We start from the raw sequence: 23,229 nt of genomic DNA, 5'->3' as shown, positions 1-23,229 counted from the left end.
ACGACATCAAAACTTTGAAACAAACGGTTTGAAATCATCAGTCTTCGTAATAAATTGGCTTATACTTAAAATAACATCCACCGGCACCTTCCATGTATGCTGTTCCTGATCATCATTCCTTAAGTAGGTGAAATTTTCTTTTGTTGTTGAGTAAACCCTCAACCCCGCCTTCACACAATCTCTGCAAAAAATCCGGTCTACTTCTTTGATCTGATCCGGAAACCTTACTTGATCCAAAATTGCTTTATAAAATACTAACGTACCTCCCTGCAAATATTGCTTTGCAAAGCTGGTTTGATCATTAACATATTGGTTTTCATTGCCTGGATTGAAAACAGCCAATACTTGTTTATTTTTTAAGTATATATATACCGATGTCTTTCCTATAACATCCGCTTTCGCTGTTTTCATTTCAGAAAGAGAATCTTGAAGATAGGTTGGCGCATAATAATCGTCATCCTCAAAGTTTGCAATAACATCATATTTTGCGTGCCCCACAGCGAGATTGATGCAATTGCCTAAAGAGGTATGCTGGGGGACTTGGTAAACAGACACATTATCATAATTTTTTGCCTTTTCAAGCCATTTTTGTAAACACATACTATCTTGATTCAGTACAATAATTAATTCTTTTGGATCGTAATTTTGATTCTTGTAATTATCAAATATATTTTCCATGCAGGAGTCCCTAATTGTACAGGTTATGACTGATACCATATAATCCCCTTTCTATTCAGATTTTTTTATACCCTGTTGGATGATGTAAAAACCACTGCCATGCGGATTCAATCATATCTTTCAGGTCAAACTGTGCCTTCCAGTTAAACTCTTTTTTCAATAATTCTGCACTGGCGATGAGTGCAGGAGGATCTCCCTCACGCCTTTTTGCATACTCCACAGCTGCTTTCCTGCCGGTGATCGTTTCGCACATTTTTATGATTTCATTCACGCTTATTCCTTTTTCATTCCCTACGTTATAAACTCTGTTGGCAACACTGCTGTCCAGCAGTGCTTCAAGTGCAAGGAGGTGGGCATTACTTAAGTCTGTAACATGGATATAATCTCTAATGCAGGTACCGTCTTTTGTTTCATAATCATTGCCAAACACAAAAATTTTTTTCGTCTCGCCCAGTAAATGCTTTAATATATTGGGAATCAAATGGGTCTCCGGTGTATGGTCCTCTCCCAATTCTCCCGAGCCAATGGCACCTGCCACATTAAAATACCGCAGAGCAATATATTTTAGTGAATAGGCTGTTGAAAAGTCTTTTAAAAGCTGCTCACCGATTAATTTTGTCCAACCATAAGGATTAATGGGCATTGCAGGTGTATTTTCATTTATTATCTTGCAGGGTGGTTTCCCGTAAACGGCACATGAAGAGGAGAAAACTATTTTCTTAACATGATATTGCACCATCATCTTCAATAGGGTTATCATTCCATTGACGTTATTGCTATAATATACTGCAGGTTTTTCAACCGACTCTCCTACGTACGCATTTGCTGCAAAATGCATAACTGCACGAACAGAATATTTTGAAAAGATTTCCCCTAAGTCTTTAGGGTTCCTTACATCCCCTTTTACAAATATTGCTTTAGGATCTATCGCTTCCTGATTGCCTGTTGACAAATTATCAATTACGACAACCTGATAATTTTTCATGATTAAGGCTTTGACTACGTGACTCCCAATGTATCCTGCCCCGCCTGTCACAAGAATCATGGCAACTCTCCTATTCTCCTCATTTATTATCCTATCCTGCATTAATTTCTTTTTCGAATAAGTGCAGAGCCCTGCCTACGATTTGGTCCATATTATAATACTTGTATTCTGCCAATCTTCCGGCAAAAATCACTTTGTCTTTAATCGTTTGCGCTTCCGTTTCATATAACCTATATTGCTCCCTGTATTCTTTTTTGGGAACCGGATAATATGGGTCATTAATGCCTATTTTATAGGCTTCCGGATATTCTCTTGCAATCGTTGTTCCCAGGATGTTCTTTTGGTGTGTTAATTTTTTAAATTCCGTAATACGCGTAAATTCATACTCATTTGGATAATTGATCTGGCCTGCTTCTTGGAATTCCTCCTTATTGTGGAATTCAAATTCGAACCGTAAGCTTCTGTAGGGCAGTTGGCCAAATTTATAGTCAAAATACATATCGATAGGGCCGGTAAAAATTAGTTTGTTATAATGAACATCTGTTATGATTTCTTTGTAGTCGGTATTTAACAATACTTTGATGTTTGGGCTGTTTAGCATTCTCCTAAACATTTCAGTATATCCATGCTTTGGAAGTGCTTGATATTTATCTTGAAAGTACCGATTGTCTCTAGAGATTATGACAGGTACCCGTCCTGTTACAGACGGATCCAGATCTTCGGGTTTTAATCCCCATTGTTTTACGGTATATCCATGAAATACCTTTTCATAAATGTAATCTGCGAGAGCTTTCAGCTGTTTATTTTTGTTATTTTGAAGCTGTTGTATCGTTATCTTTTCACCAAACTTATATTGGTCCAACAGGGCATCTTCAATTGCTTTCGTACTTGTTGAAGGAAATAGTTGATTTAGGGTGTTGAGGTTAAAGGGAATGGGTACCATTTCTCCATCAAGCATACCAAGCACTTTGTGATAATATGGAGTCCATTCCGTATAGGTTGAAAGATAATCCCATACTTTCTTCGAATTCGTGTGAAAAATATGCGGACCAAATTTATGAACGAGAACTCCATTTTCATCAAAATAATCATAGGCATTCCCTGCAATATGATTCCTTTGTTCTACAATTAGAACCCTCTTCCCCAATATACTGGAAATTCTTTCAGCCATTACACAACCTGAGAAACCCGCTCCTACAATTAAATAATCGAATTTCATCTTTTCCTCCCCAGAATTGGGATTATATGCTTTATGTATGCAACAAAGGAGATTCCTATGTATATCCCAAGGGAATAAAAGAAAAAATCCTGTTTTTATACAGGATTTTGCTTTGGCAGCAGTTGTGCCAGCTGCTGCCAGCCACAATATTTTCTAAAAACAGGGCGATATAAATCACCCCATTTTTTTAACGTATGATAGATGTGCCATTCAAAAACTTCATTATAAAGATCTATTTTTTTTGTGGCATTATTTGCATGCTGCCTGTAATTATAGAGCATCTCATCGATCCAGTGAATAGTAAAATGTTCAATAAGCAAGGCATCCATTCGTTTATCTTCAAGATGACGTCCATCCCATGGATCATCGGTCGGCCATCCACCTACTTGTTTCAGAGCTGACGTTCTATAAAAACGGGGAAAAGGTACATCGTTAGATAATAAAAATTCATACCTATCACTATAGGAACGTCCACCAATGCGAGGGACTTCCAATAATTTGTTCCCTTCTCGATCTTCATAAACATCGGTTTTATTGCCCCAAATCAGTGCCACTTGCTCTGAAACCTTTTCTGCTTCATTTCTTAGTTTTTCAATGGTATCAATAAAAAGCCAATCATCTGCATCAAGCTTCATTATATAAGGTGTATCAATAACGGCTAGACCCTCGTTTTGTGCTTTTGACTGACCGACATTTTCTTTCAAACGAATTAATGTAACCCTGGGATCATTTAAATAGTGCTCGACAGAAGCAAGGCTTTTATCTGTGGAGGCATCATCCACCAATACAATTTTCCATTTATTGTACGTTTGCCTGAACACACTTTCCAACGCATCCTTTAAAAACATTCCAGGATTATAGGAAGGGATCAAAACCGTGACATCATAATTTTTCATAAACCGCTCCATGTTCTTCATTATTCTTATCCAATCTCATAAAGACGATAACTGGTTATTGGGGTGTACTTTATTTAATAATACCGGATTAACATCTTCATAAAGAGACAACAGAACCGGGTGGTTAAATAAATATGACCTATTTACGAATAAAAACATATTTTGAGCATACCACCATCCAACTGTATCACTGTTCCACACCTTATCTCTTATACAGTCAATGACCAGGAAATCGTGTTTCTTAAATTTTTCTATCCAATAATCCGGCCACTGTTCGTTTACATGGTGATCACCGCCCTGATCAGGTATAGCTGCTGAAAATAATACAACTGAACCATGATTCACAAGGGATTGTACAAAGGTTTCAGCACAATGTTCAGGCAGATGTTCAGCTACTTCAAGAGACATGACCAAATCAAATGTTCTTCCTAAATCAAGATGATTCTCCAAGTTATACGGGAAGAACTTTCTTCTCGGTATATCCAGCTGCCTTCTGTCCACATAATCACCATCAACGCCAAGAATATCTCTTATTCTATATTTCTTCTTAAATACGGTTAACCACGTTCCCGTCCCACATCCAACATCTAAAACTGATTTTGGCTGGATTAATTCCATTACGATGGGGACAACCCCATGTGCGGATGATAATGAATCTTCCCTTTTGCTTTTAAAGAACTCTTTTGAATACATTTATTTGCTCTCACCTCAAATAATAATCCTCTTTCTCTTTTAAATTATTCCAAAGACTACATATTGGTTGGGCATAAAATAGATTTTATGTCCTTAGAAATCACCTATTTAAGTAACGTTTTTCAGTTTAAATGCATAATGTAACATATATTTTTATGATAGATAAAAAACTAATAGTCAGTCTGGTGGTGTTTTTTTATTGAAAGGATTAATTTTAGTTGCCGGAAAAGGTACAAGACTCCAGCCTTTTTCGTTATCAAGGGCCAAAACCCTAATCCCAGTTGCTAATAAGCCCTTACTGGAATATTGTATTGAAAGCCTGAAAAAAATAGGCATTAACGAAATAGGCATTGTATTAAACCCTGCACAAAAAGATGTTTGTGAGTATATAGATCATCGACCGTCCGACAATACTTCCATTACACTGATTTATCAGATCAAAGCAAATGGAATCGGAGATGCGGTGAAGCAAGCAGCAGATTTTTTGAAGACGGAGCCATTTATTCTTTTATTGGGAGATAACTTAATCAATGAATCGCTTTTATCCCTTAAAGAAACGATCCTGTCGAATTCAATAAACGGTGCTGTACTGATCACAAAGGTCTCTAATCCTTGTGATTATGGAATCGCCTATGTAGAAAACAATCAAATTATAAAAGTAGAAGAAAAACCAACAAATTCAGCATCAAATCTTGCCATAATTGGTGCATATGCGTTTGACTCCAATGTGCTCACTGCCATTAACCATATACAGCCCTCCTCAAGGGGAGAATACGAAATTACAGACGCGATTCAATGGTTAATCGATCATCAATATACTATCTCTTACCAAATGACTAATAAGAAATATTCCGATGTAGGCACAATAGAACGATGGTTTGAAGCAAACCGCTGGGTTTTAGATTCCCTGAATCGATCTGTGGAGACAGCGGATCCTTCAACCACCATCAAAAACTGCAAGTTGATTCCGCCCGTTCATATTGATAAAAACTGTGTGCTAACAAATTCGACCATAGGTCCGTATGTATCTGTTTCACAGGGTACCGTTATAGATAACTGCAGGATTCAAGACAGTATAGTTTTGGAAAATGTTTATGTAAGTGATGTATCTTCACTAATTACCCACAGTATTTTCGGAAAAGGCACTAAAATCGATAAACTGAACATAGAAAACGCTTCCATTGAATGCCTTTTTTTTGATGACACTAAAATAATTTCCAAGTAAGGTGATGTGAAATATGATTTTTTGTACATCCGTCTGTTTAAATCATTTGGCAAAGGCAAAGATATTGGCCAAATCACTAAAGGTGCATATGCCGGAAAGTAAATTGGTTATTTGTTTGCTAGAAAAAAGCTTGCCTGCCCATTTATTGGACGACCAGGATTTTCATGAAGTGGTATTGGCTAAGGACATGGGATTTACAAACTTTGAAACCACTATATTTAAATATAATCAATACGAAGCAGCATGTGCTTGTAAAGGACAACTTATGAAATATGTCTACAGCAAGTATAAAGATGAAGAATTTTTTAGTTATATTGATTCAGATACTCAAGTCTTTTCCCGTTTTGATGAAGTATTTGCTGCCTTTAAAACGCATTCCATTGTATTGACTCCTCATTATAATGAACCACCAAAAAACACATACACCATTTGGGGGGAAAATGCAGAAATTTTGATTCTGAGAGTCGGTATCATAAACGGTGGGTACATTGGAGTTAAACGTTCAGTGGAAGCAGAAGCATTGCTGGATTGGTGGACAGCAAGACTTGAACACTATGCTTTTAATGATGCGGAACAAGGACTGTTTACCGACCAGAGATGGCTAACAGCAGCCTTAATGTTGTTTGATAAGATTTATGTGCTGAAACATGACGGTTATAATGTGGCGTTCTGGAATATAAACCAGCGCAGCATCAGCATGAAAGATGGCGTATATTATGCTAACGGTGAACCTTTTAGATTTTTTCATTTTTCAACATTACATTTTCTCCGAGATAACCTTCCAGACAATCCGTCTATATATAAAGTTGTACATCAATACATTGCTCTTATGGAGGAAAATGAAAACCTCTACCCTACCCATTTTGAATGGAGTTATAATTTTTTTGATCATGGGGGACGGATAGAGGACGGATCTCGATCTGCATTTAGATATAATCCTAATTTAGAAGTTTATACAACCAATCCCTATTCATTAACCAATAAAGCCATTAAACGGTTAAGTAAAAGAAAAAAGCAGGTGAGAGGACATTGATTTTCTGTACTTCTGTTTGCATGAACCACCTTGCAATGGCCAAGGCATTGGCTCAATCCATTAAAAGGCATCATCCAGAATCAAAAATGGTCGTCTGTCTTATCGAAAAACATCTTCCTGTTTCTGTAGATGGATTAGATCTGTTTGATGAGATCGTTTTGGCGAAAGATATGGGATATCTTCATTTTGAACAAACGATATTTAAATATAGTCAATATGAAACAGCAGGGTTCAGCAAAGGACAGCTGTTTCGGTATATTTTTCAAAAATATGCAAAAGAAGAAAATGTCGTTTACCTGGATAGTGATACCCTAGTTTTTGGACCTTTCATAGAGGTTGAGGATGCCCTTCGCTTACATTCTATTGTTTTAACACCGCATATTTTAAATTCCGTAAAAAATCCAGCCTATTTATTTGGGGAATTCGCACTCTTGAACTCCGGAAATTTCAATACTGGTTTTATCGCGCTCAAGCGATCCAAAGAGTCGTTGGAATTTTTGGATTGGTACTGTTACCGGTTGAACCACTACTGTTATACCGATCCTCCAAGAGGGTTATTTAATGAACAAAAGTGGATGGATCTTGTACCTGTTTTTTTTGATAAAGTCATGAATGTAAAACACCCCGGATACAATGTTGCGTATTGGAATCTATTTGAAAGAAATATTACACAAACAAGCGGCAACTATATGGTAAATGACCAACCTTTACGATTTTTTCATTTTTCCGGGCTGGCTTTTATAACTGACACCTTGTATTTAATAAACAATGAAACAACCACCCACGGTATTAACATACTGAATAAATATCAAAGATTGTTAGAGGATCATGGCCACCGGGATTTGTTAAACATTCCATGGAGTTATGATTACTTTGATAACGGCAGGATGATTAGTGATCAAATACGTACTATTTATAAAAATAATCATTTAGCGCAATCTGAGATTATCAATCCCTTTAGTGAAGATCGGCGTGCCTTTAAAAAATATAAAGACTAATTACAAATTTCAAGACAGGAACTGTGTTTTATTTTAGCTATAGCCGTTTCCTTTTATTGGTTATATTCATATTTTAAAATAGCTAAAATTTAACGGGGGTGTTTAATTGAATGTTTTAATCATCGGGGCAGGTTATGTAGGAACAACTACCGGTTTAATATTTGCAGAATTGGGACATTCGGTAACAGTGATAGATGTTGATCAAAAGAAAATTAATGGTTTACAGAAAGGAATACTATTTTTTTACGAACCGGGTTTAGATACGCTGCTAACTAAGCACTTAGCTTCTGGAAACATCACCTTTGAAATGGATCATCAAAAAGCTATAAAAGATAATCCCCTTATTTTCATCTGTGTCGGTACCCCGCAAAATCAGGATGGAAGTGCCAATTTGGACTTTTTGCGAGAAGCTTCTGAATTTATCGGTACAAACCTGAATGCATACAAAATAATCGTCATCAAAAGCACTGTGCCGGCGGGAACCTCTAAACAAGTAAAGCGGTGGATCGAAATTACAAAGAAAGATTCTGTTTCTTTTGACGTAGTTTCCAATCCGGAGTTTTTAAGAGAAGGCAGTGCTTTACACGATGCTCTTTATCCCGACCGAATCATTCTTGGAAGTGAAAATGATCAAGCAACCGCACTCCTTCAAGAGCTATATAAAGGAATAAAGGCACCATTTATAGTTACTACACCAAGTGCTGCAGAATTAATTAAATATACGGCTAATTCATTTTTGGCAACTAAAATTTCATTTATTAATGAAATAGCCATACTTTGTGACAAATTGCATATTAATGTGCAGGATATCGCTAAAGGGGTTGGGTTGGATATAAGAATCGGCCCATTATTTTTAGATGCTGGTATTGGTTATGGGGGATCTTGTTTTCCAAAAGATGTGCTGGCCTTGATCGATACGGCAAAGAAAAATAATATCGATCTTTCCATTCTGGAGAAAGTTCATGCGGTTAATGAGAATCAGCCGGGCTATCTCTTTAAAAAAATAAAAACAAGATTAATCAGCTTGTCAGCAAAAAAAATGGCTGTATTGGGTCTTTCCTTTAAGGCTCAAACAGATGATATAAGACAGTCGCCATCCTTGAAGATCATACAAGACTTAATAAATGAAGGAGCAATGGTAGAAGTCCACGATCCCGTCGCCAAACTCCCTGGCGATCTAATGGATAAGGTTCTTCAAAAAGATTCTCCAGAAGAAGCAATGACAAATGCAGATGCCATCTTAATCTGTACGGACTGGCCTCATTATAAAAATATAGATTGGCCTGATATAAAAAATAAAATGAAGTCCCCTATTGTTTTTGACGGGAGAAACATGCTCGATGCAGCTGAGATGAGATCCATTGGCTATATTTATGAAGGAATAGGCTACGAATAATCACATGAGAGGTGATGGTGCATTGGAGAAAATAATAATTACCGGGGTAGCTGGTTTCTTGGGATATCAGCTGGCAGAAACACTTTTATCTGAAGGCTGCTGCATTTTAGGAATTGATAATCTTTCTACAGGCAGGATGCAAAATATTGATAAGTTAAGTGTTCATCCAAACTTCAGCTTTATAAAACATGATATTTGCTCAGAAAACCTCTTTCAACTAAAAGAAATAACAGACATAGACCAAATTTATCACCTCGCTTCTCCGGCATCCCCCAAATACTACCAAAAATTCCCTTTTGAAACCATAGAAATTAATACCCTTGGAACTAAAAACATGTTAGAACTGAGTAAAATTCACAATGCCAAAATGGTATATTTAAGTACAAGTGAAGTTTATGGCGACCCAGAAATCCATCCTCAGACGGAAGATTACAGGGGCAATGTTAATACCTGGGGGCCCAGGGCCTGCTATGATGAAGGCAAACGGCTTGGTGAAGTGTTCTGTTATTTATACCACAGCCTCTTCGGGGTGCAGATTAAGGTTGCCCGGATATTTAACACGTATTCTGCTGGTTTGAGAAATGATGATGGTCGTGTAATTTCTAATTTTGTAAATCAGGCTTTAAAGGGAGAGGAAATTACGGTCTATGGAGACGGCTCACAGTCAAGGTCATTTTGCTATGTCGATGACACCATCCGTGCCATTAGATTAATGATGAAAAATGATGCCGCAAACGGTGAAATTATAAATATAGGCAATCCAAATGAGATTACCGTTTTAAATCTGGCCAAATTAATAAAAGAACTCACCAATTCCCCCAGTGATATCGTATTTCTGCCTCTGCCAAAAGATGACCCGAAACAAAGACGGCCAAACATTGACAAAGCAAAAAAAATACTTGACTGGGAACCTAAGGTAAGTCTGGATGAAGGATTACGAAAAACAATAAATGTTTATCAATCCTCATCTCCCAACTAAATGAATCAAGACAGGGTCTTCAGAAACAACCAAATAATAAACAGAAAGCTGTCTCATTCAGATCGTTTTGAAACGAACCTCTTGAGACAGTTTTTTTAGGGGTCAGAGTCAATTTTTTTCCTTCGGTATAAGTGAGCTTAATTCAACCCAGCCGTTTTTATTTATTGAGAACTGAGGCTCAAACTTATTCCCCCATTTATTCAGCGCATAATGAATATTCCATTTAATCATTTCATTTAAAATAGCTTTCTTATTAACTGTCACATTGTTGATATGTTTTCTATAATTATAGAGCATCTTATCAATCCAATGAATTTTATAGTCTTTGATCAATAGAACATCCATGCGGCGGTCCTCCAGATAACGCCCCTCGTATGGGTCATCCGTTGGCCAGCCTCCTACTTTTTTAAGCGCAGATGTCCGGTAAAAACGGGGATATGGAATGAAATTTTCCAGCAAGAATTCATAAGGATCGTCAAATGAACGACCCTTAATATCCAGTATCTTATATAGCACTTCACCATCCTCATTTTCTATTACGATTGTTTTTTTTCCGCAAATCAAACCTACCTCATCGGGCACACGTTCTGCCTCATTCATCAGAATTTCAAGGGTGTCAGGAAAAAACCAGTCATCACTGTCCAGCATCATAGTAAAACGAGTATCTATTTGCTCTAAACCAACGTTTTGAGTTTTGGACTGACCTAAATTTTGTTTGTTTTTTATAAGGATTATACGGGGATCGGATAGATAGTCTTGTATCGTTGATAAACTATCATCAGTCGAAGCATCGTCTACGATGACCATTTTCCAGCCTTGATATGTCTGGTTCATTACACTCTCTACTGCATTTCTTAAATACTTGCCAGGGTTATACGAGGGGATTAAAACCGTTACTTTTTCGTCCATTTTCACCGACCCTCCCTATTCAATCCGCTTTAACTTTTTAACTACTCTCCAACCGCCCCTGATTGTCTTAAATACTGCTTCATATTCATTTCCCCACCGGTGAAGAGCATCGCGAACGATCCACTCTACAGCCTCTTTGTATACGTCTTTTTGATGGGTGGAATTTGTGGCATGTATTCTATAGTTTAATATAGTTTGCGGTATATAATAAAAACGGTATTCTCCGATTAGCCGTAAAAACATACGAAGATCTTCTGCATGCCTGCCATTAAACGGGTCATTGGTTGCCCATCCACCCATCTTCTTTATTAATGCTGTCCGGTAAAACTTTGGCCAAGGAATATAGTTTGAAAGCAACAGGTCATATTTATCCTGCTTGATATTGTCCCATTCATTAGAAACATATCTGTATGTTTTTCTATTTCTGATTTCAGTCACTTCTATAACATCGCCAACGATCAATGCTACTTCTTCGGGTAAATTCCTTGCTGCATCCATTAATACTTCTAACGTGTTTTCTGGAAGCCAGTCATCAGCGTCTAATTGCAAAAAGAATTCTGTATTAATTTTTTCAAGCCCAATATTTTGTGACATCGATTGGCCTGCGTTTTTTTTATTCTGGATAAGTGTAATTCTTTGATCTTCCAACAGATCCGCAGCATGGGACAAGCTATCATCTGTTGATGCGTCATCTACCAAAATGATTTTCCAATTGGGATACGTTTGTTTAAACACACTCTCTAAAGCTTCTCTTAAATAGATTCCTGAATTAAATGAAGGTATTAAAACGGTCACTTCTTTATCCAACTACTTAAACACCTCCTAAAATTTATAATATCCTGTAAATAAAAATATTCTTGTTATTTTATATGCACTTTATCCATGCCTGATTGTACTGATGTTTGTATCAAATAAAAAAAGAGCAATTAATCATTTGCTCTTTTAATCGTTATTTTTTAACTTTTGCAGTTAGAATCACCTGGTAATGGTCATCCTTAATGCCTAAAATGGCTTCAGGGATTTCATGAATGGCCAAACCGTCAAGAAATGCTTTTGCTACAGCAACATTGCCAAATACATCGATTTCTATCCTTTCTTCATCAACAAGTTCATTCAACAGCTTCCTTAATGAAGTATCCGTAAATCTCCAATAGTCTCCATGAAAATCTGTTCGACAGCTAGAGCTTAAACCAGAAGTCGTTAACAGCAATGTCCCTCCTGGTTTTAACGCGTTAAATGTATGGTTTAATGCCATTTTAATATCATAAATGACATGAATGACCTGGGTAAGAATAATACAGTCAAAAACCCCATGAGGAATATTTTCTCCTGTTGCTAAGTCACCAACAATGGTTGCTTCATTTGAAGAAATGAGGTTCAGCACATCGCTTTTCGTAACGTTATCTCCATAAGTCCTCGTATAAAAGTTATCTCCTACTTCAAGAACATGTCCTGTTATCTCTGCACGGTTATTCTCTATAAATTTCTCGATGTAAAATCTATCAATAGGTTTTCCCCGGTCGAAACCAAAATTTCTGCTTTTGGGCCTTATTGAAAAGTTATTCAGCAAAAACACCTCCTTAATGACTCTTTTAATCCTGGCATGATGCTAGAAAAGCTGTGCACGTAAAATATAATATTTCTCTGCATATTTGCACCCGTTCTCCATCCCTCTTTTTTCTGCCCATTTCTTTATGCTTTCTGGTGAAATAAGATGTTGGGACTCACGGATTTGGGAAACATGCATTTTCATTGCTTTTACCTTCATTTCTATTTTTTCACTAAGATCCAAAAATAGCTCACCGGCATTGTTAATTCGAGGATACTGCCAGACGATTAAAGGGTATTCATACATAGCAATCAACTTATAATTTTGATGCGGCTGTGGCCTTAAGCTGGCCATGCAGGCATGAAAAAGCGCCTTATGATCCTGATGAAAACTCGGATAGGGTATGAAAACCATTGAGGGTTTAAAATTCATCAAGATGTCATCAATTTTTGAGACTAATTGTTTTTGCGGAATGGTGTCCAATATCCCTTCTTTATCTTCAAACATTACTTCATAATCTTCACAACCCAGAAACGATAAGGCATCGGATAGTTCCTTTTTTCTAATATCAGCCGTCACTTTCATTCCAGAATGAATGAATGTTGTGTCTCCTAATGCTGCAATGACAACTTTCACTTGATTTCCTAACCCGCATGCTCTTTCAATCAATCCTCCACAACCCAATACCTCATCATCAGAGTGTGGCGCTATGATTAATATCCGTTCATTCCCAGCGTTAAGCATCGTACACCCCCGAAACCTAAATACGTCGTATTAGTTTAATCTATTCACCAACCACGGGGATGTATAGGCAAAAACCACGATTATCCATTACAAATTGTATTTTAGTAAGAAGATATCAAACCATGATCCTGAACAAATTATCGTTAAAAATCAATCCCTGTTGTTTTAACTGCTCATAAATTCCTAATAATTTATAACTGTTAAGAAAAATTACTGCATCTACCTTACCGGTGCAACATAGTTTATAAATTTTAGAACTTAAACTCCTATTATTCTTATAGTAAAAATCATAGACTGAGAGTGAATTTTCTGTGCACGCAATGTTTTTAAACTCTTTACATGTCTTACGGTCGCCAATTATAACAAAATTCGGTTTACGGTTTAAACCATCAACTAATTTCTTTTGAATGTTTTTACTGGAAATCAGCCATACTTCATTCACCGTGTCCTGCCTTTTTAATCGACTAAGTGAATCCTGGTGTATTCGGTATTCATATAATACTTTAGGCAGTTTATGAAATGGTAGTATTTCAAGCATACGCATCCAAAGGTCATAATCATAAGCGATTTTATAGGCCGGATTATAACCTCCCAATTGATCAAAAACCGATTTAGAAAACATAACGGAACCATGACATATAAAACTGGAAAAAAAACGATGTTCTTTTAAATGTTCACTGGAGGCATTATATCCTTCCTCTTCCATTAATAATAATTCTTTTGAGATGATTTCTTTTCCATGTATACAATGAATAAACGATCCTACCGCTGCTATCCCGGGATTTTTTGTAACATATTTTACCTGTTCTTCAATGCGATTTGGAAGACTGAGATCATCAGCATCTTGAATCGCAATCCAACTGCCGCTAGCTTGCTTAATTCCTAAATTTAGGCAATGCGCAGCTCCCTGATTTTTATCTAAGTGTATAATTTTCATCTTGGAATCTTTTATTGACTCAAGAATTTCATAGGTCCGATCAGTAGATGCATCATTAACAATAATTAGCTCTATTTGATGATAGGTCTGATTTAAGATACTTTTAATAGCCTCTTCAACATAGTCTTCAGCATTGTAAACAGCCATTACAACTGAAACAAACATTCATACTCTCCTTTAACTGAGTCATTTTTAATTGCCATAAAAATTGTTCTTCTGCCAATTCCAGGCATCAGCACACATTTCATCAAGACCCTTTTGTGCTTCCCAACCGAGTACTCTCCTGGCTTTAGCAGGGTCTGCATAACTGACAGCAACGTCACCTGGCCGGCGGTCCACCACTTTGTAAGGTATCTTTTGTCCTATTACTTTTTCAAACGCTGCAATCATTTCCATCACACTATACCCTTTTCCAGTCCCAAGGTTATAAGCTTCTATACCACTGCCTGCCAACACTTTATCTAGCGCCTTCAGGTGTCCTTTTGCAAGGTCAGTGATATGGATATAATCCCTTACTCCTGTACCATCTTTGGTAGGATAATCATTTCCAAAGATGTTAACTTCCTTCAATCTCCCGATAGCGACCTGTAAGATATACGGTGTTAAGTTGTTAGGTATTCCGTTCAAATCCTCCCCAATCCGGCCGCTTTCATGTGCTCCTACGGGATTGAAATATCGCATGAGAGCAATGCTCCATTCATTATCTGAAACATACAGATCTCGAAGTATTTCTTCGATCATCAGCTTCGTCCGGCCATACGGGTTGTTGGGACCAAGCGGTGCATCTTCTGATATTGGCAATTGTTGGGTTGTACCATAGACTGCGGCAGAAGAACTAATCACCATATTTTTAACACCAAACCTCTGCATAGCCTCGCAAAGAACAATCGTACCCATGACATTATTTCGATAATAATCAAGAGGCTTTTCCACTGACTCTCCAACTGCTTTTAATCCGGCAAAGTGAACGACAGCTTCAATCTTATTCTCAGTAAAGATTCTTTCAAGTTCCTGTATCTCTACAAGATCCACATGCTCAAATTTAAAATTTCTGCAGGCGATCTCCATTAATCGGTTGACTGATTCTCTTTTTCTATTAGACAATTTATCTAACACGACAATGTCATAGCCTTTTTTTAAAAGCTCTATACACGTATGGGTGCCAATATAACCTGCTCCTCCAGTAACTAAAATGGCCATGCTGCTGCCTCCAATCCAAAACGATTATTAATTTCTCATCCTTGCACGAGTGTTATTTATAATATCCTGCCCAAATTTTATACAGGTTTTTATTCAGCTCTAGCCCTTTTTCCTGCAGTTTATAAAACACGCTTATCAGGCTAATATCTTCCAAAAAAATAATCCCATCGATGTACCTCTCTTTATAAAGCTGTAACATATCATCATCGTCAAAATCTTTATGAAAATATCCTGATACATCTATCCTGTTAATTAAACTGACTTGTTTAAAATCCTCGCACGCCTCTTCTATGCCAAATACTATAAAACTTGGCTCTCTTTTATACTTATCCTGTAATCGTTTTTTTATATGTTTAGATGCTACTAGCCAATCTTCATTCAACGTTACCTGATTGTTGCGGCTGATCGAATCAGAATGCACACGATACTGATACAACACAATGGGTATTTTATGAATAGAGGTTCTCTCAAGCATCCTTAACCATAAATCATAGTCATAACATATTTTATATTGAAGGTCATAGCCGCCTATTTGATCAAAGATTGATTTAGAAAATAAAACGGATCCGTGGCAAAAGGGGTTTAAATAGAAACGATATGCGTTTATATGCTCTTTAGAAGATAGATGATTTCTAGTGGCTTCTATTTGCAGATTTCTCCTGGAAACTTCAGCATGACCAGAAATACATTCTATAAGAGAACCTACAGCGGTTACATCCTTATGTTTACGGATATAACGTATCTGTTCCTCTAACTTGTTGGGTAAACTGATGTCATCAGCATCCTGAATAGCGATCCACTCCCCTTTCGCTTCTTTAATGCCCATATTTAATGCATTTGCGGCTCCACCGTTGTTTTCAAGATGAATAATCTTTATTCGATCATCATTCAATGAATTCAAAATATCTTTCGTACGGTCTGTGGATCCATCGTTTACAACGATTAATTCGAAATGTTTATAGGTTTGATTTAGGACACTATCCACAGATTCCCTTAAATAAACTTCACCATTATAAACAGGCATTACAACAGATACTAGCATAAACCATCCCTCTTTCCAGATGCATTACCCTACAATCACTTTATGCTACCCGCTTGTCTTCGGTTATTTATTCGGCCATTTTCTGCCATTTCTCTGCCGCGAAACCTTTTTGTAATAGGCTTCATTGACAAGTTGATTGGAGTGCAAGCTGCCAGACTCGTGCGGGACTAGCGGGACAGGTGAAACCCACAGGCGCTCGCGCCGGTAAAAGCGAGCATCCTGAAACAGAAATCAACGCCTCTCAAAAGCAGCAAAGGTTACGAAAACAGCCTTTTTTAAAGAAGTCCCTATACAATTATTTTTACAGTTTCATTATTTAGAAGGAAAGGGAGCCAAGATTGAATTTCTTATTGGCCACGATCGGTTTGCTCATCGCACCGTTTTCAGCATTAATCATAAAAAAATACCAGCCAATATACTGGGTATACTGGCTGGCAGATTAAATATTATTATACAAAGATTAGTTTCCTAAAATGCTGTATCCACTGTCCACATGAATGGTTTCCCCGGTGATGCCTCGGGAAAGATGACTCATAAGGAAGAGAGCTGTATCGCCGACTTCTTCCGGGGTTGTGTTGCGGCGAAGTGGTGCTTTTTCTTCTATTTGTTTCAAAATACTGTTAAAGTCGCCGATTCCTTTTGCCGCGAGTGTACGGATTGGTCCGGCAGAAATGGCATTTACTCGAATATTATCTTTGCCCAGGTCATTGGCAAGGTATTTCACGCTGGCATCAAGGGACGCTTTGGCCACACCCATAACGTTGTAATTTTGGAGAACACGTTCTCCTCCAAGATACGTAAGAGTTACGATGCTTCCTCCTTCTGTCATCAGTCCTCGTGCTTCCTTTGCGACAGCAGTCAACGAATAAGATGAGATGTTGTGTGCAAGAAGGAACCCATCACGTGTAGTGTTCAAATACTCGCCTTTTAGTTCATCCGTATTGGCAAACGCAATACAGTGGGCCAATCCATGGATAACGCCAACTTCGCTTTTGATCTGTTCAAATGTCGATTTGATTTCATCATCATTTGTAATGTCACATGGCAGCACGATGGAATCTTTGCGTTCCAAGCTTTCGGCAAGATCTCTTACATTCTTCTCCAGGCGTTCTCCCGCATACGTGAAGATCAGGCGGGCACCTGCATTTGATAGAGCTTGGGCGATTCCCCAGGCGATGCTGCGTTTATTGGCCACACCCATGACCACATATGTACGATTTTCAAGTGAAAGGTTCATATTGTATTTCCTCCTTAGACCTTTTTTTAGCATTTGTTATTAGTACCTAGTCCTAATATTAGTATAACAGATTTTAAAAGAAAGGAAATACCGATCCTCTTTCATTACGTTTTAGCCTTTGCTGGTTTCAATGTTTCTTGCTTCATACCCGCATCCGGAACAATGAAAAATCACATTTTGATTGGACTGAGCAGTCAGAACGGTGTCGATTTCTGCCTCTCTGTGGCAACGGGGACAGCGAACGGTAGGCATGGTCATGTATATCACTCCTTTTTCAATAGTATGAACAGATTTCCAAAGAAAAAACGCAGAAAAATGGCTTAAGTCAATACCTAAGCTTTTTCTGCGTCTAGTTTTATCGCAATACTCTTTTTAATTGCTTGATATGATCCCGGCTTCCAGTCACAATCAATTTATCGCCGAAAAGGATCTCTGTGTCACCGTGTGGCACGATAGAGTCCTTGCCCCGGAAAATGCGCACAATAATAGCATCACCGAAATGCGGGAAATTTCGAAGGGCTGTTTTATGATAATCCATATTTTTAACCGGTATATCATAAAGCGAGTTGTCATTGCGTGACAGAAAGCTCGCTACCGAAGGATTTTCGATCATCATTTTCAATAAGACCTGCGAACTGAAGAAAGCGGAATAAACTTCGATGTTTTTATTGGATAGCTCTTCCCTTTTGACTGAATCCTCTATTCGGGTAATTACCCTCCTGATCCCATGATCTCTCGCTTCCTGGGCGATCGCTTCGTTTACGCCGTCTTCCCCTGTTGCCACAACGAGAATCTCGGACTCAAACACGCCGCATTCTTTTAATGTTTCTATTGAATAATTGTCCAGCTCTATGATATCAAAGGTCTCAAGCTGTTTCGGATCTTTCTCTACCTGCTTGGTATGATAGATCTTTTTTTCATAACGGCTGCTGTCCAGCTCTTTGGTCACTGGAAGCGTAAATTGGTTGGCACCTATAATAGCAATAACTTCTTTCGGTGTTTCATTGTTCTTACGTGGAAGCAGTTTTTTAAAGAACACCGGAGTTATAATACAGCTGATCACTGCCGTCAGGATAAGCGCGGATGAAGTTCTAGTATCAATAACCTTGATCCGTTCACCGATTTTAGCAGCGGCTATAACCAATGATAGGGTTGAGGTCAAAAGGAAACCGGATGCAAGTACCGTCTTCCAGTCATACCATTTTCTGAGCACCAGGATCGGGATAAATTTTGATATCAATAAACCAATCAATAGCAACGGAATGAGAATGAGCGCTTTAGGATCTTTAAGGATCGAAATTAAATCAAGGTCCACACCGACCATAACAAAAAAGATCGGAATCAAAAACCCATAGCCAAATGAGTCCAGTTTATGGACCATGTGCTGGTTCGGTGAAAGCAGAGAAACCAAGACTCCTGCTAAAAAGGCGCCTAAAATATTTTCCGCTCCCACCGATTCGGATACCCCAACGAGTACGATAATGAGTGTAAAAACAGCTCTTGTGTCAATTTGCACCGTACCTTTGGACAGCGTGTCAAGGAACGTATGATGACGCATGTATTTTCCGACAAAATAGAGAATAATCCCTGCTCCAAACAGGATAAGCAGCAGCCACATCTGAGTGCTGTTCCCTGATTGAAGGGAAACAAAGACCGCAAGCAGAATCATGGTCACCAAATCAGCAATAACAGCAATTAGCAGAATGATTTGGCCAATGCCGGTGCGTGACAATTCTTCTTCTTTAAGTGTCGGCACAACCACTCCCAGTGATATCGTGGAGATGATCAGTGTCATGAAAAACGCATCGTCCGTAAACCCTGTCCAGACAAAAATTAAGGACAAACCGAATGAGACGATAAATATCAAGGTAAATATAATCGTAGATATCTTGAGCCGGTTCGGTTCACGTTTGCCGTTAGGCAGCTTTTTCTTTTCTGAGCTTGGCGCGAATACGGAGAAATCAATTTCAAGTCCGCTTAAGAACATTAAAAAGATGAAGCCGAGCACAGAAAGAATATCGAGCCATGTTCCAGCATGAACGATGTCAAATCCGCTTTTTCCGATAATGATCCCGGCAATAATCTCCGCTACCACAACCGGTAAAAACTTGATCCTCAGTTTGCTGAGAATGATTGGTATGAAAAATGCCGTTAAAATAACAATTACGAGTGATGTGATTGAAGCATGGCCTCCCATAGCTACCTCCTTTTTTCCATTAATTCTTATTACCCAAGATAAATTTTATGAAAACCCTTCTTACTTTAGTATGCACCATTTGATTTTGTCCACTATAATGAAGAAGTAAAGGAATTGTCAAATTAAATCTCTCCTTATTAGTAGGCAAACCTGAAAAATTTCGGTAAGATAGAACATGTTATCGAAATAAGGAGTATGAATGCAATGGAAACTAACAGGCAGTCCCCGCTGCAGCAGCTTGATTATAATTTAATATTTTTGTTGTTTTTGTTGATGTGTGTGAGCTGCTTGGGTATATACAGTGCTCAGCAGGTTGCTCAATATGATTCGAACTTTGTGATCAAACAAATTATGTGGTATGCCATCGGCGGTTTCGCCGTCGTTGGGGTCATGATTCTTGATTTTGATCAGTTTAGAAAACTTTCATGGTATTTATATGGACTGGGTATCGTGCTCTTAATTGGTATTATCGTCGCTCCCGAATCCATTGTTCCGAACATTAATGGTGCACGGGCATGGTTCCGCTTTGGCCCTTTCGCCCTTCAGCCTTCAGAGTTGATGAAAGTAGCATTGATCATTTCGATCAGTAATTGCATCGCTACACACAATGAAAAATATATTGTGCGTACCCTACGTGAGGATTTACTTCTTATAGGAAAAATCGCAATGATTGTCATGCCCCCCATGCTGCTCATTTTAATGCAGCCCGATTTGGGCACAGGATTGGTATTTGTTGCAATCACGCTAAGCTTGATGCTCGTTTCAGGAATTAGATGGAGGCTATTATCTATTATCGCCCTGATTGGAATTCTTTTTATCAGCCTGCTGGTATGGCTTTACTTTACGTTTCCTCAGTTCTTTCTTGATTATATTTTGGATGAATACCAGCTTCAGCGATTCTACGCTTGGCTGGATCCTTACGGTCATAAGGACACAGGATATCAAATTCGTAACGCGCTAATGGCTGTTGGATCTGGCCAGCTTTTTGGTAAAGGTTTTACTAATGGTTCCGTTTATTTTCCAGAAGCACATACCGACTTTATTTTTTCCATGATCGGTGAAGAATGGGGCTTTATCGGTACAAGCGTCCTGATCTCCTTGTTCTTTTTATTCGTCTACCGAATGATCAATACCGCCTTGGAAAGCAATGAAGCGTTCGGCAGCTACCTTTGTGCGGGTGTCATCGGCATGATCACCTTCCAGGTATTCCAGAACATCGGAATGAACATTCAGGTCATGCCGATTACCGGGATCCCCCTCCCCTTCATTAGTTATGGAGGAAGCTCGGTTCTCGCCCAGATGATTGCCTTTGGTCTCGTCCTCAATGTAAGGTCAAGAACAAGAAAATACATGTTCGAATAAACACCTGCCTTGCAGGTGTTTTTTTTAATGATTTGGGGTTATAGTAATAACCAACAAGGACGGTGAATGAAATGAAGTATGACATTATAGGCGATATCCACGGCTGCTGGGATGAATACAGGCAGCTGACGGAAAAGCTTGGATATGAATGGAACGAAGGTGTGCCGGTTCATACTGGCCGTCAGCTTGTCTTCCTTGGGGATTTGACAGACCGCGGCCCAGAATCGGTGAAAATGATGGAACACGTATATGAACTGGTGTCGGTGAATAAAGCGTTATATGTGCCTGGTAATCACTGCAACAAGCTTTATCGTTACTTGATTGGCCGCAACGTGACGATTAATTACGGACTCGAAACCACTGTAGCTGAGATACAGAATCTCCGCCGTCCTCTTTACAAAAAGGTCAAAGAGCATTTTATCACACTGTATGAAAAAGCTCCGCTCTACCTCGTTCTTGATGGCGGCAAACTTGTGGTTTCTCATGCCGGGATTCGAGAGGACCTGATCGGCAAACAAGGAAAACAGGTAAAAACCTTTGTCCTTTACGGCGATATAACCGGAAAACACAATCCGGACGGCACACCGGAGCGCCGTGACTGGGCTGCAAAATATTCCGGAAAAGCGTATATTGTCTATGGACATACTCCCGTTCAGGAACCGAGGGAGCTAAATAACACCATCAATATTGATACGGGCTGCGTATTCGGCAACCGCCTTACCGCATTGAAATATCCAGAAAAGGAACTCATCTCAGTCTCTTCTTCCATGCCTTATGCCGAGGAAAAGTTCCGCAGTTTCTCAAGGTAAGCGACAGAGACAGTAAGCTCTTTGTTTTGGCCAGTAAATATCAAAATCCCGCCAGCAAATCTTCCATTCCGGCCAGTAAGTTTTCGATTTCGGCTCGTATTTTCATCGTAAGCCTTATCTTAACCGTAAAATTAGGAGCATGTGTCCTTCCAGAATCCCCTTTTCGTAAAAAGACAGAAAAAAAACAGCCTTCTGGCTGTTTTTTTCACTAATTATATTCGTTTTTTCATCAATCCTCAGCTTCAATATGACCAAATAAACGACTTAAATCTTCGGGCAACGGAGCGAATAACGCCATTTCTTTTTCCTCAAATGGATGATAAAAAGATACCTTCCAGCTGTGAAGCGCTTGCCTGCCGATTACATCTATTGGGCCTCCGTATAAGTCATCTCCAAGTAATGGATGACCGATATGTGACATATGCACACGGATTTGATGGGTCCTTCCGGTTTCGAGTTGAAGAGCAACCAGACTATTCTGTCCCAATTCCTTCAATAGCTCAAAGTGGGTAACTGCCACTTGTCCGTGCTCACTGACCATCCGTTCAACAAGGCTTTCCGTATTTCTTGCGATATTAGCGGATATGGTGCCTTTTTTTTCGTTGAACGTTCCGCTTACACCGGCAAGATATGTCCGTTTGATTTCTTTGTTTCTTTGCTGTATTGAGAATAACGAATGAGCAAAGCGGTGCTTCGCAATCATCACCAGCCCCGAAGTATCTTTATCGAGACGGTTGATGGCATGAAACGTGCTTTGAATTTCTTTTTCTTCATAATAGTAAAGAACGGCCTGTGCAAGTGATCCATACGATTGATAACGAGACGGGATCGTTGGCAGGCCTGGTGGCTTGTTCACGATCAAAAGGTGGTCATCTTCAAAAAGGATATCAAGCGGGATCAGCAATGGAGTCATCGAGGAACTGATTTCTTCCGGAGGAAAACGGACCGAAATTTCGTCACCTGTTACAACTGATTTTCTTACCGTCGACGGCTCCCCATTAACAAGGAGTTCACCGCCGGCAAATTTGATGTCAGCTAACGCACTCTTGGAAATTTTTTTATGGACCCGTAAAAACTCACGAAGCAAGCCTGCTTCGTTTTCCTTTACCATCCACTTGATTACAAATGTTGTCATACGTTC

23 protein-coding genes are annotated in these 23,229 nt (G+C 38.7%); 7 read left to right on the top strand and 16 right to left on the bottom strand.

The features are described from left to right. Positions 1–6: 6 nt before the first annotated feature. Genes AS030_RS05005 through AS030_RS04985 form a run of 5 tightly spaced genes read right to left on the bottom strand, consistent with a single transcriptional unit; the run spans position 7 to position 4,471 of the window. Positions 7–717 carry a glycosyltransferase family 2 protein gene (locus AS030_RS05005; protein WP_074440468.1) on the bottom strand — a complete coding sequence of 237 codons (711 nt, stop codon included), beginning with the start codon at positions 715–717 and terminating at the stop codon, positions 7–9. Positions 718–733: 16 nt separating this feature from the next. After that, positions 734–1,723, bottom strand: a complete 990-nt coding sequence (gene galE, locus AS030_RS05000; protein ID WP_061969075.1) for a UDP-glucose 4-epimerase GalE — start codon at positions 1,721–1,723, stop codon at positions 734–736. Between the two features lie 31 nt (positions 1,724–1,754). Beyond that, positions 1,755–3,029, bottom strand: coding sequence for a UDP-galactopyranose mutase (gene glf, locus AS030_RS04995; RefSeq protein WP_338082301.1), 1,275 nt, complete (start codon positions 3,027–3,029; stop codon positions 1,755–1,757). Continuing rightward, complete coding sequence (locus AS030_RS04990) at positions 2,978–3,778, bottom strand: glycosyltransferase family 2 protein (protein ID WP_162264541.1); 801 nt, start codon at positions 3,776–3,778, stop codon at positions 2,978–2,980. The genes glf and AS030_RS04990 overlap by 52 nt, the downstream gene beginning before the upstream one ends. A gap of 36 nt (positions 3,779–3,814) precedes the next feature. Next, positions 3,815–4,471, bottom strand: a complete 657-nt coding sequence (locus AS030_RS04985) for a class I SAM-dependent methyltransferase (protein ID WP_061969067.1) — start codon at positions 4,469–4,471, stop codon at positions 3,815–3,817. Between the two features lie 199 nt (positions 4,472–4,670). Between AS030_RS04985 and AS030_RS04980 the strand changes: the two genes are divergently transcribed. The 5 genes from AS030_RS04980 to AS030_RS04960 all read left to right on the top strand — a co-directional run bounded on the left by AS030_RS04980 (position 4,671) and on the right by AS030_RS04960 (position 10,102). After that, positions 4,671–5,696, top strand: a complete 1,026-nt coding sequence (locus AS030_RS04980; protein WP_061969065.1) for a sugar phosphate nucleotidyltransferase — start codon at positions 4,671–4,673, stop codon at positions 5,694–5,696. 13 nt (positions 5,697–5,709) lie between these two features. Then, a complete protein-coding gene (locus tag AS030_RS04975) occupies positions 5,710–6,729 on the top strand; it encodes a hypothetical protein (RefSeq protein ID WP_061969062.1) in 1,020 nt (339 codons plus the stop codon). Then, positions 6,726–7,727 carry a glycosyltransferase family protein gene (locus AS030_RS04970; RefSeq protein WP_061969060.1) on the top strand — a complete coding sequence of 334 codons (1,002 nt, stop codon included), beginning with the start codon at positions 6,726–6,728 and terminating at the stop codon, positions 7,725–7,727. Before AS030_RS04975 ends, AS030_RS04970 begins: the two co-directional genes overlap by 4 nt. A 106-nt stretch (positions 7,728–7,833) precedes the next feature. Next, positions 7,834–9,123 carry a UDP-glucose dehydrogenase family protein gene (locus AS030_RS04965; protein WP_074440467.1) on the top strand — a complete coding sequence of 430 codons (1,290 nt, stop codon included), beginning with the start codon at positions 7,834–7,836 and terminating at the stop codon, positions 9,121–9,123. Positions 9,124–9,145: 22 nt separating this feature from the next. After that, positions 9,146–10,102, top strand: coding sequence for a UDP-glucuronic acid decarboxylase family protein (locus tag AS030_RS04960; RefSeq protein WP_240482209.1), 957 nt, complete (start codon positions 9,146–9,148; stop codon positions 10,100–10,102). Positions 10,103–10,210: 108 nt separating this feature from the next. On the opposite strand, the gene AS030_RS04955 is transcribed toward AS030_RS04960, so the two are convergent. From AS030_RS04955 to AS030_RS04915, 10 genes are all read right to left on the bottom strand, one after another. Beyond that, positions 10,211–11,011, bottom strand: coding sequence for a glycosyltransferase family 2 protein (locus tag AS030_RS04955; RefSeq protein ID WP_061969055.1), 801 nt, complete (start codon positions 11,009–11,011; stop codon positions 10,211–10,213). Between the two features lie 15 nt (positions 11,012–11,026). After that, positions 11,027–11,818 (bottom strand): glycosyltransferase family 2 protein, encoded by a 792-nt coding sequence (locus AS030_RS04950; RefSeq protein WP_061969053.1) that lies wholly within the window; start codon positions 11,816–11,818, stop codon positions 11,027–11,029. A gap of 142 nt (positions 11,819–11,960) precedes the next feature. Further along, complete coding sequence (locus AS030_RS04945) at positions 11,961–12,581, bottom strand: methyltransferase domain-containing protein (RefSeq protein WP_061969051.1); 621 nt, start codon at positions 12,579–12,581, stop codon at positions 11,961–11,963. A gap of 39 nt (positions 12,582–12,620) precedes the next feature. Beyond that, complete coding sequence (locus tag AS030_RS04940; protein ID WP_061969049.1) at positions 12,621–13,304, bottom strand: PIG-L deacetylase family protein; 684 nt, start codon at positions 13,302–13,304, stop codon at positions 12,621–12,623. A 115-nt stretch (positions 13,305–13,419) separates the two neighbouring features. After that, complete coding sequence (locus AS030_RS04935; RefSeq protein ID WP_061969047.1) at positions 13,420–14,406, bottom strand: glycosyltransferase family 2 protein; 987 nt, start codon at positions 14,404–14,406, stop codon at positions 13,420–13,422. Positions 14,407–14,433: 27 nt separating this feature from the next. Further along, a complete protein-coding gene (gene galE, locus AS030_RS04930) occupies positions 14,434–15,441 on the bottom strand; it encodes a UDP-glucose 4-epimerase GalE (protein WP_061969045.1) in 1,008 nt (335 codons plus the stop codon). Between the two features lie 52 nt (positions 15,442–15,493). Beyond that, positions 15,494–16,483, bottom strand: coding sequence for a glycosyltransferase (locus tag AS030_RS04925; protein WP_061969043.1), 990 nt, complete (start codon positions 16,481–16,483; stop codon positions 15,494–15,496). Positions 16,484–16,943: 460 nt separating this feature from the next. Beyond that, positions 16,944–17,720 carry an enoyl-ACP reductase FabI gene (gene fabI / locus AS030_RS04920; protein WP_061969041.1) on the bottom strand — a complete coding sequence of 259 codons (777 nt, stop codon included), beginning with the start codon at positions 17,718–17,720 and terminating at the stop codon, positions 16,944–16,946. A gap of 111 nt (positions 17,721–17,831) precedes the next feature. Next, a complete protein-coding gene (locus AS030_RS23985) occupies positions 17,832–17,978 on the bottom strand; it encodes a hypothetical protein (RefSeq protein ID WP_090232940.1) in 147 nt (48 codons plus the stop codon). Between the two features lie 97 nt (positions 17,979–18,075). After that, positions 18,076–19,917, bottom strand: coding sequence for a monovalent cation:proton antiporter family protein (locus AS030_RS04915; protein WP_061969039.1), 1,842 nt, complete (start codon positions 19,915–19,917; stop codon positions 18,076–18,078). Between the two features lie 204 nt (positions 19,918–20,121). Here AS030_RS04915 and AS030_RS04910 point away from each other — a divergent pair, with 204 nt between their 5' ends. Together AS030_RS04910 and prpE are read left to right on the top strand one after the other, a co-directional pair. Beyond that, positions 20,122–21,279 (top strand): FtsW/RodA/SpoVE family cell cycle protein, encoded by a 1,158-nt coding sequence (locus tag AS030_RS04910; RefSeq protein ID WP_061969037.1) that lies wholly within the window; start codon positions 20,122–20,124, stop codon positions 21,277–21,279. 71 nt (positions 21,280–21,350) lie between these two features. Next, positions 21,351–22,088, top strand: coding sequence for a bis(5'-nucleosyl)-tetraphosphatase PrpE (gene prpE, locus AS030_RS04905; protein ID WP_061969034.1), 738 nt, complete (start codon positions 21,351–21,353; stop codon positions 22,086–22,088). Between the two features lie 229 nt (positions 22,089–22,317). Here the strand turns inward: prpE and AS030_RS04900 are convergent, their stop codons facing one another. Next, positions 22,318–23,223, bottom strand: a complete 906-nt coding sequence (locus tag AS030_RS04900) for an RluA family pseudouridine synthase (protein WP_061969032.1) — start codon at positions 23,221–23,223, stop codon at positions 22,318–22,320. Positions 23,224–23,229 lie beyond the last annotated feature (6 nt).

Origin of the sequence: Fictibacillus enclensis (genome assembly GCF_001457035.1) — a bacterium.
In the GTDB taxonomy this organism is placed as follows: Bacteria; Bacillota; Bacilli; order Bacillales; family Fictibacillaceae; genus Fictibacillus_C; species Fictibacillus_C enclensis.
This window is presented reverse-complemented; position numbering and strand designations above follow the sequence as displayed.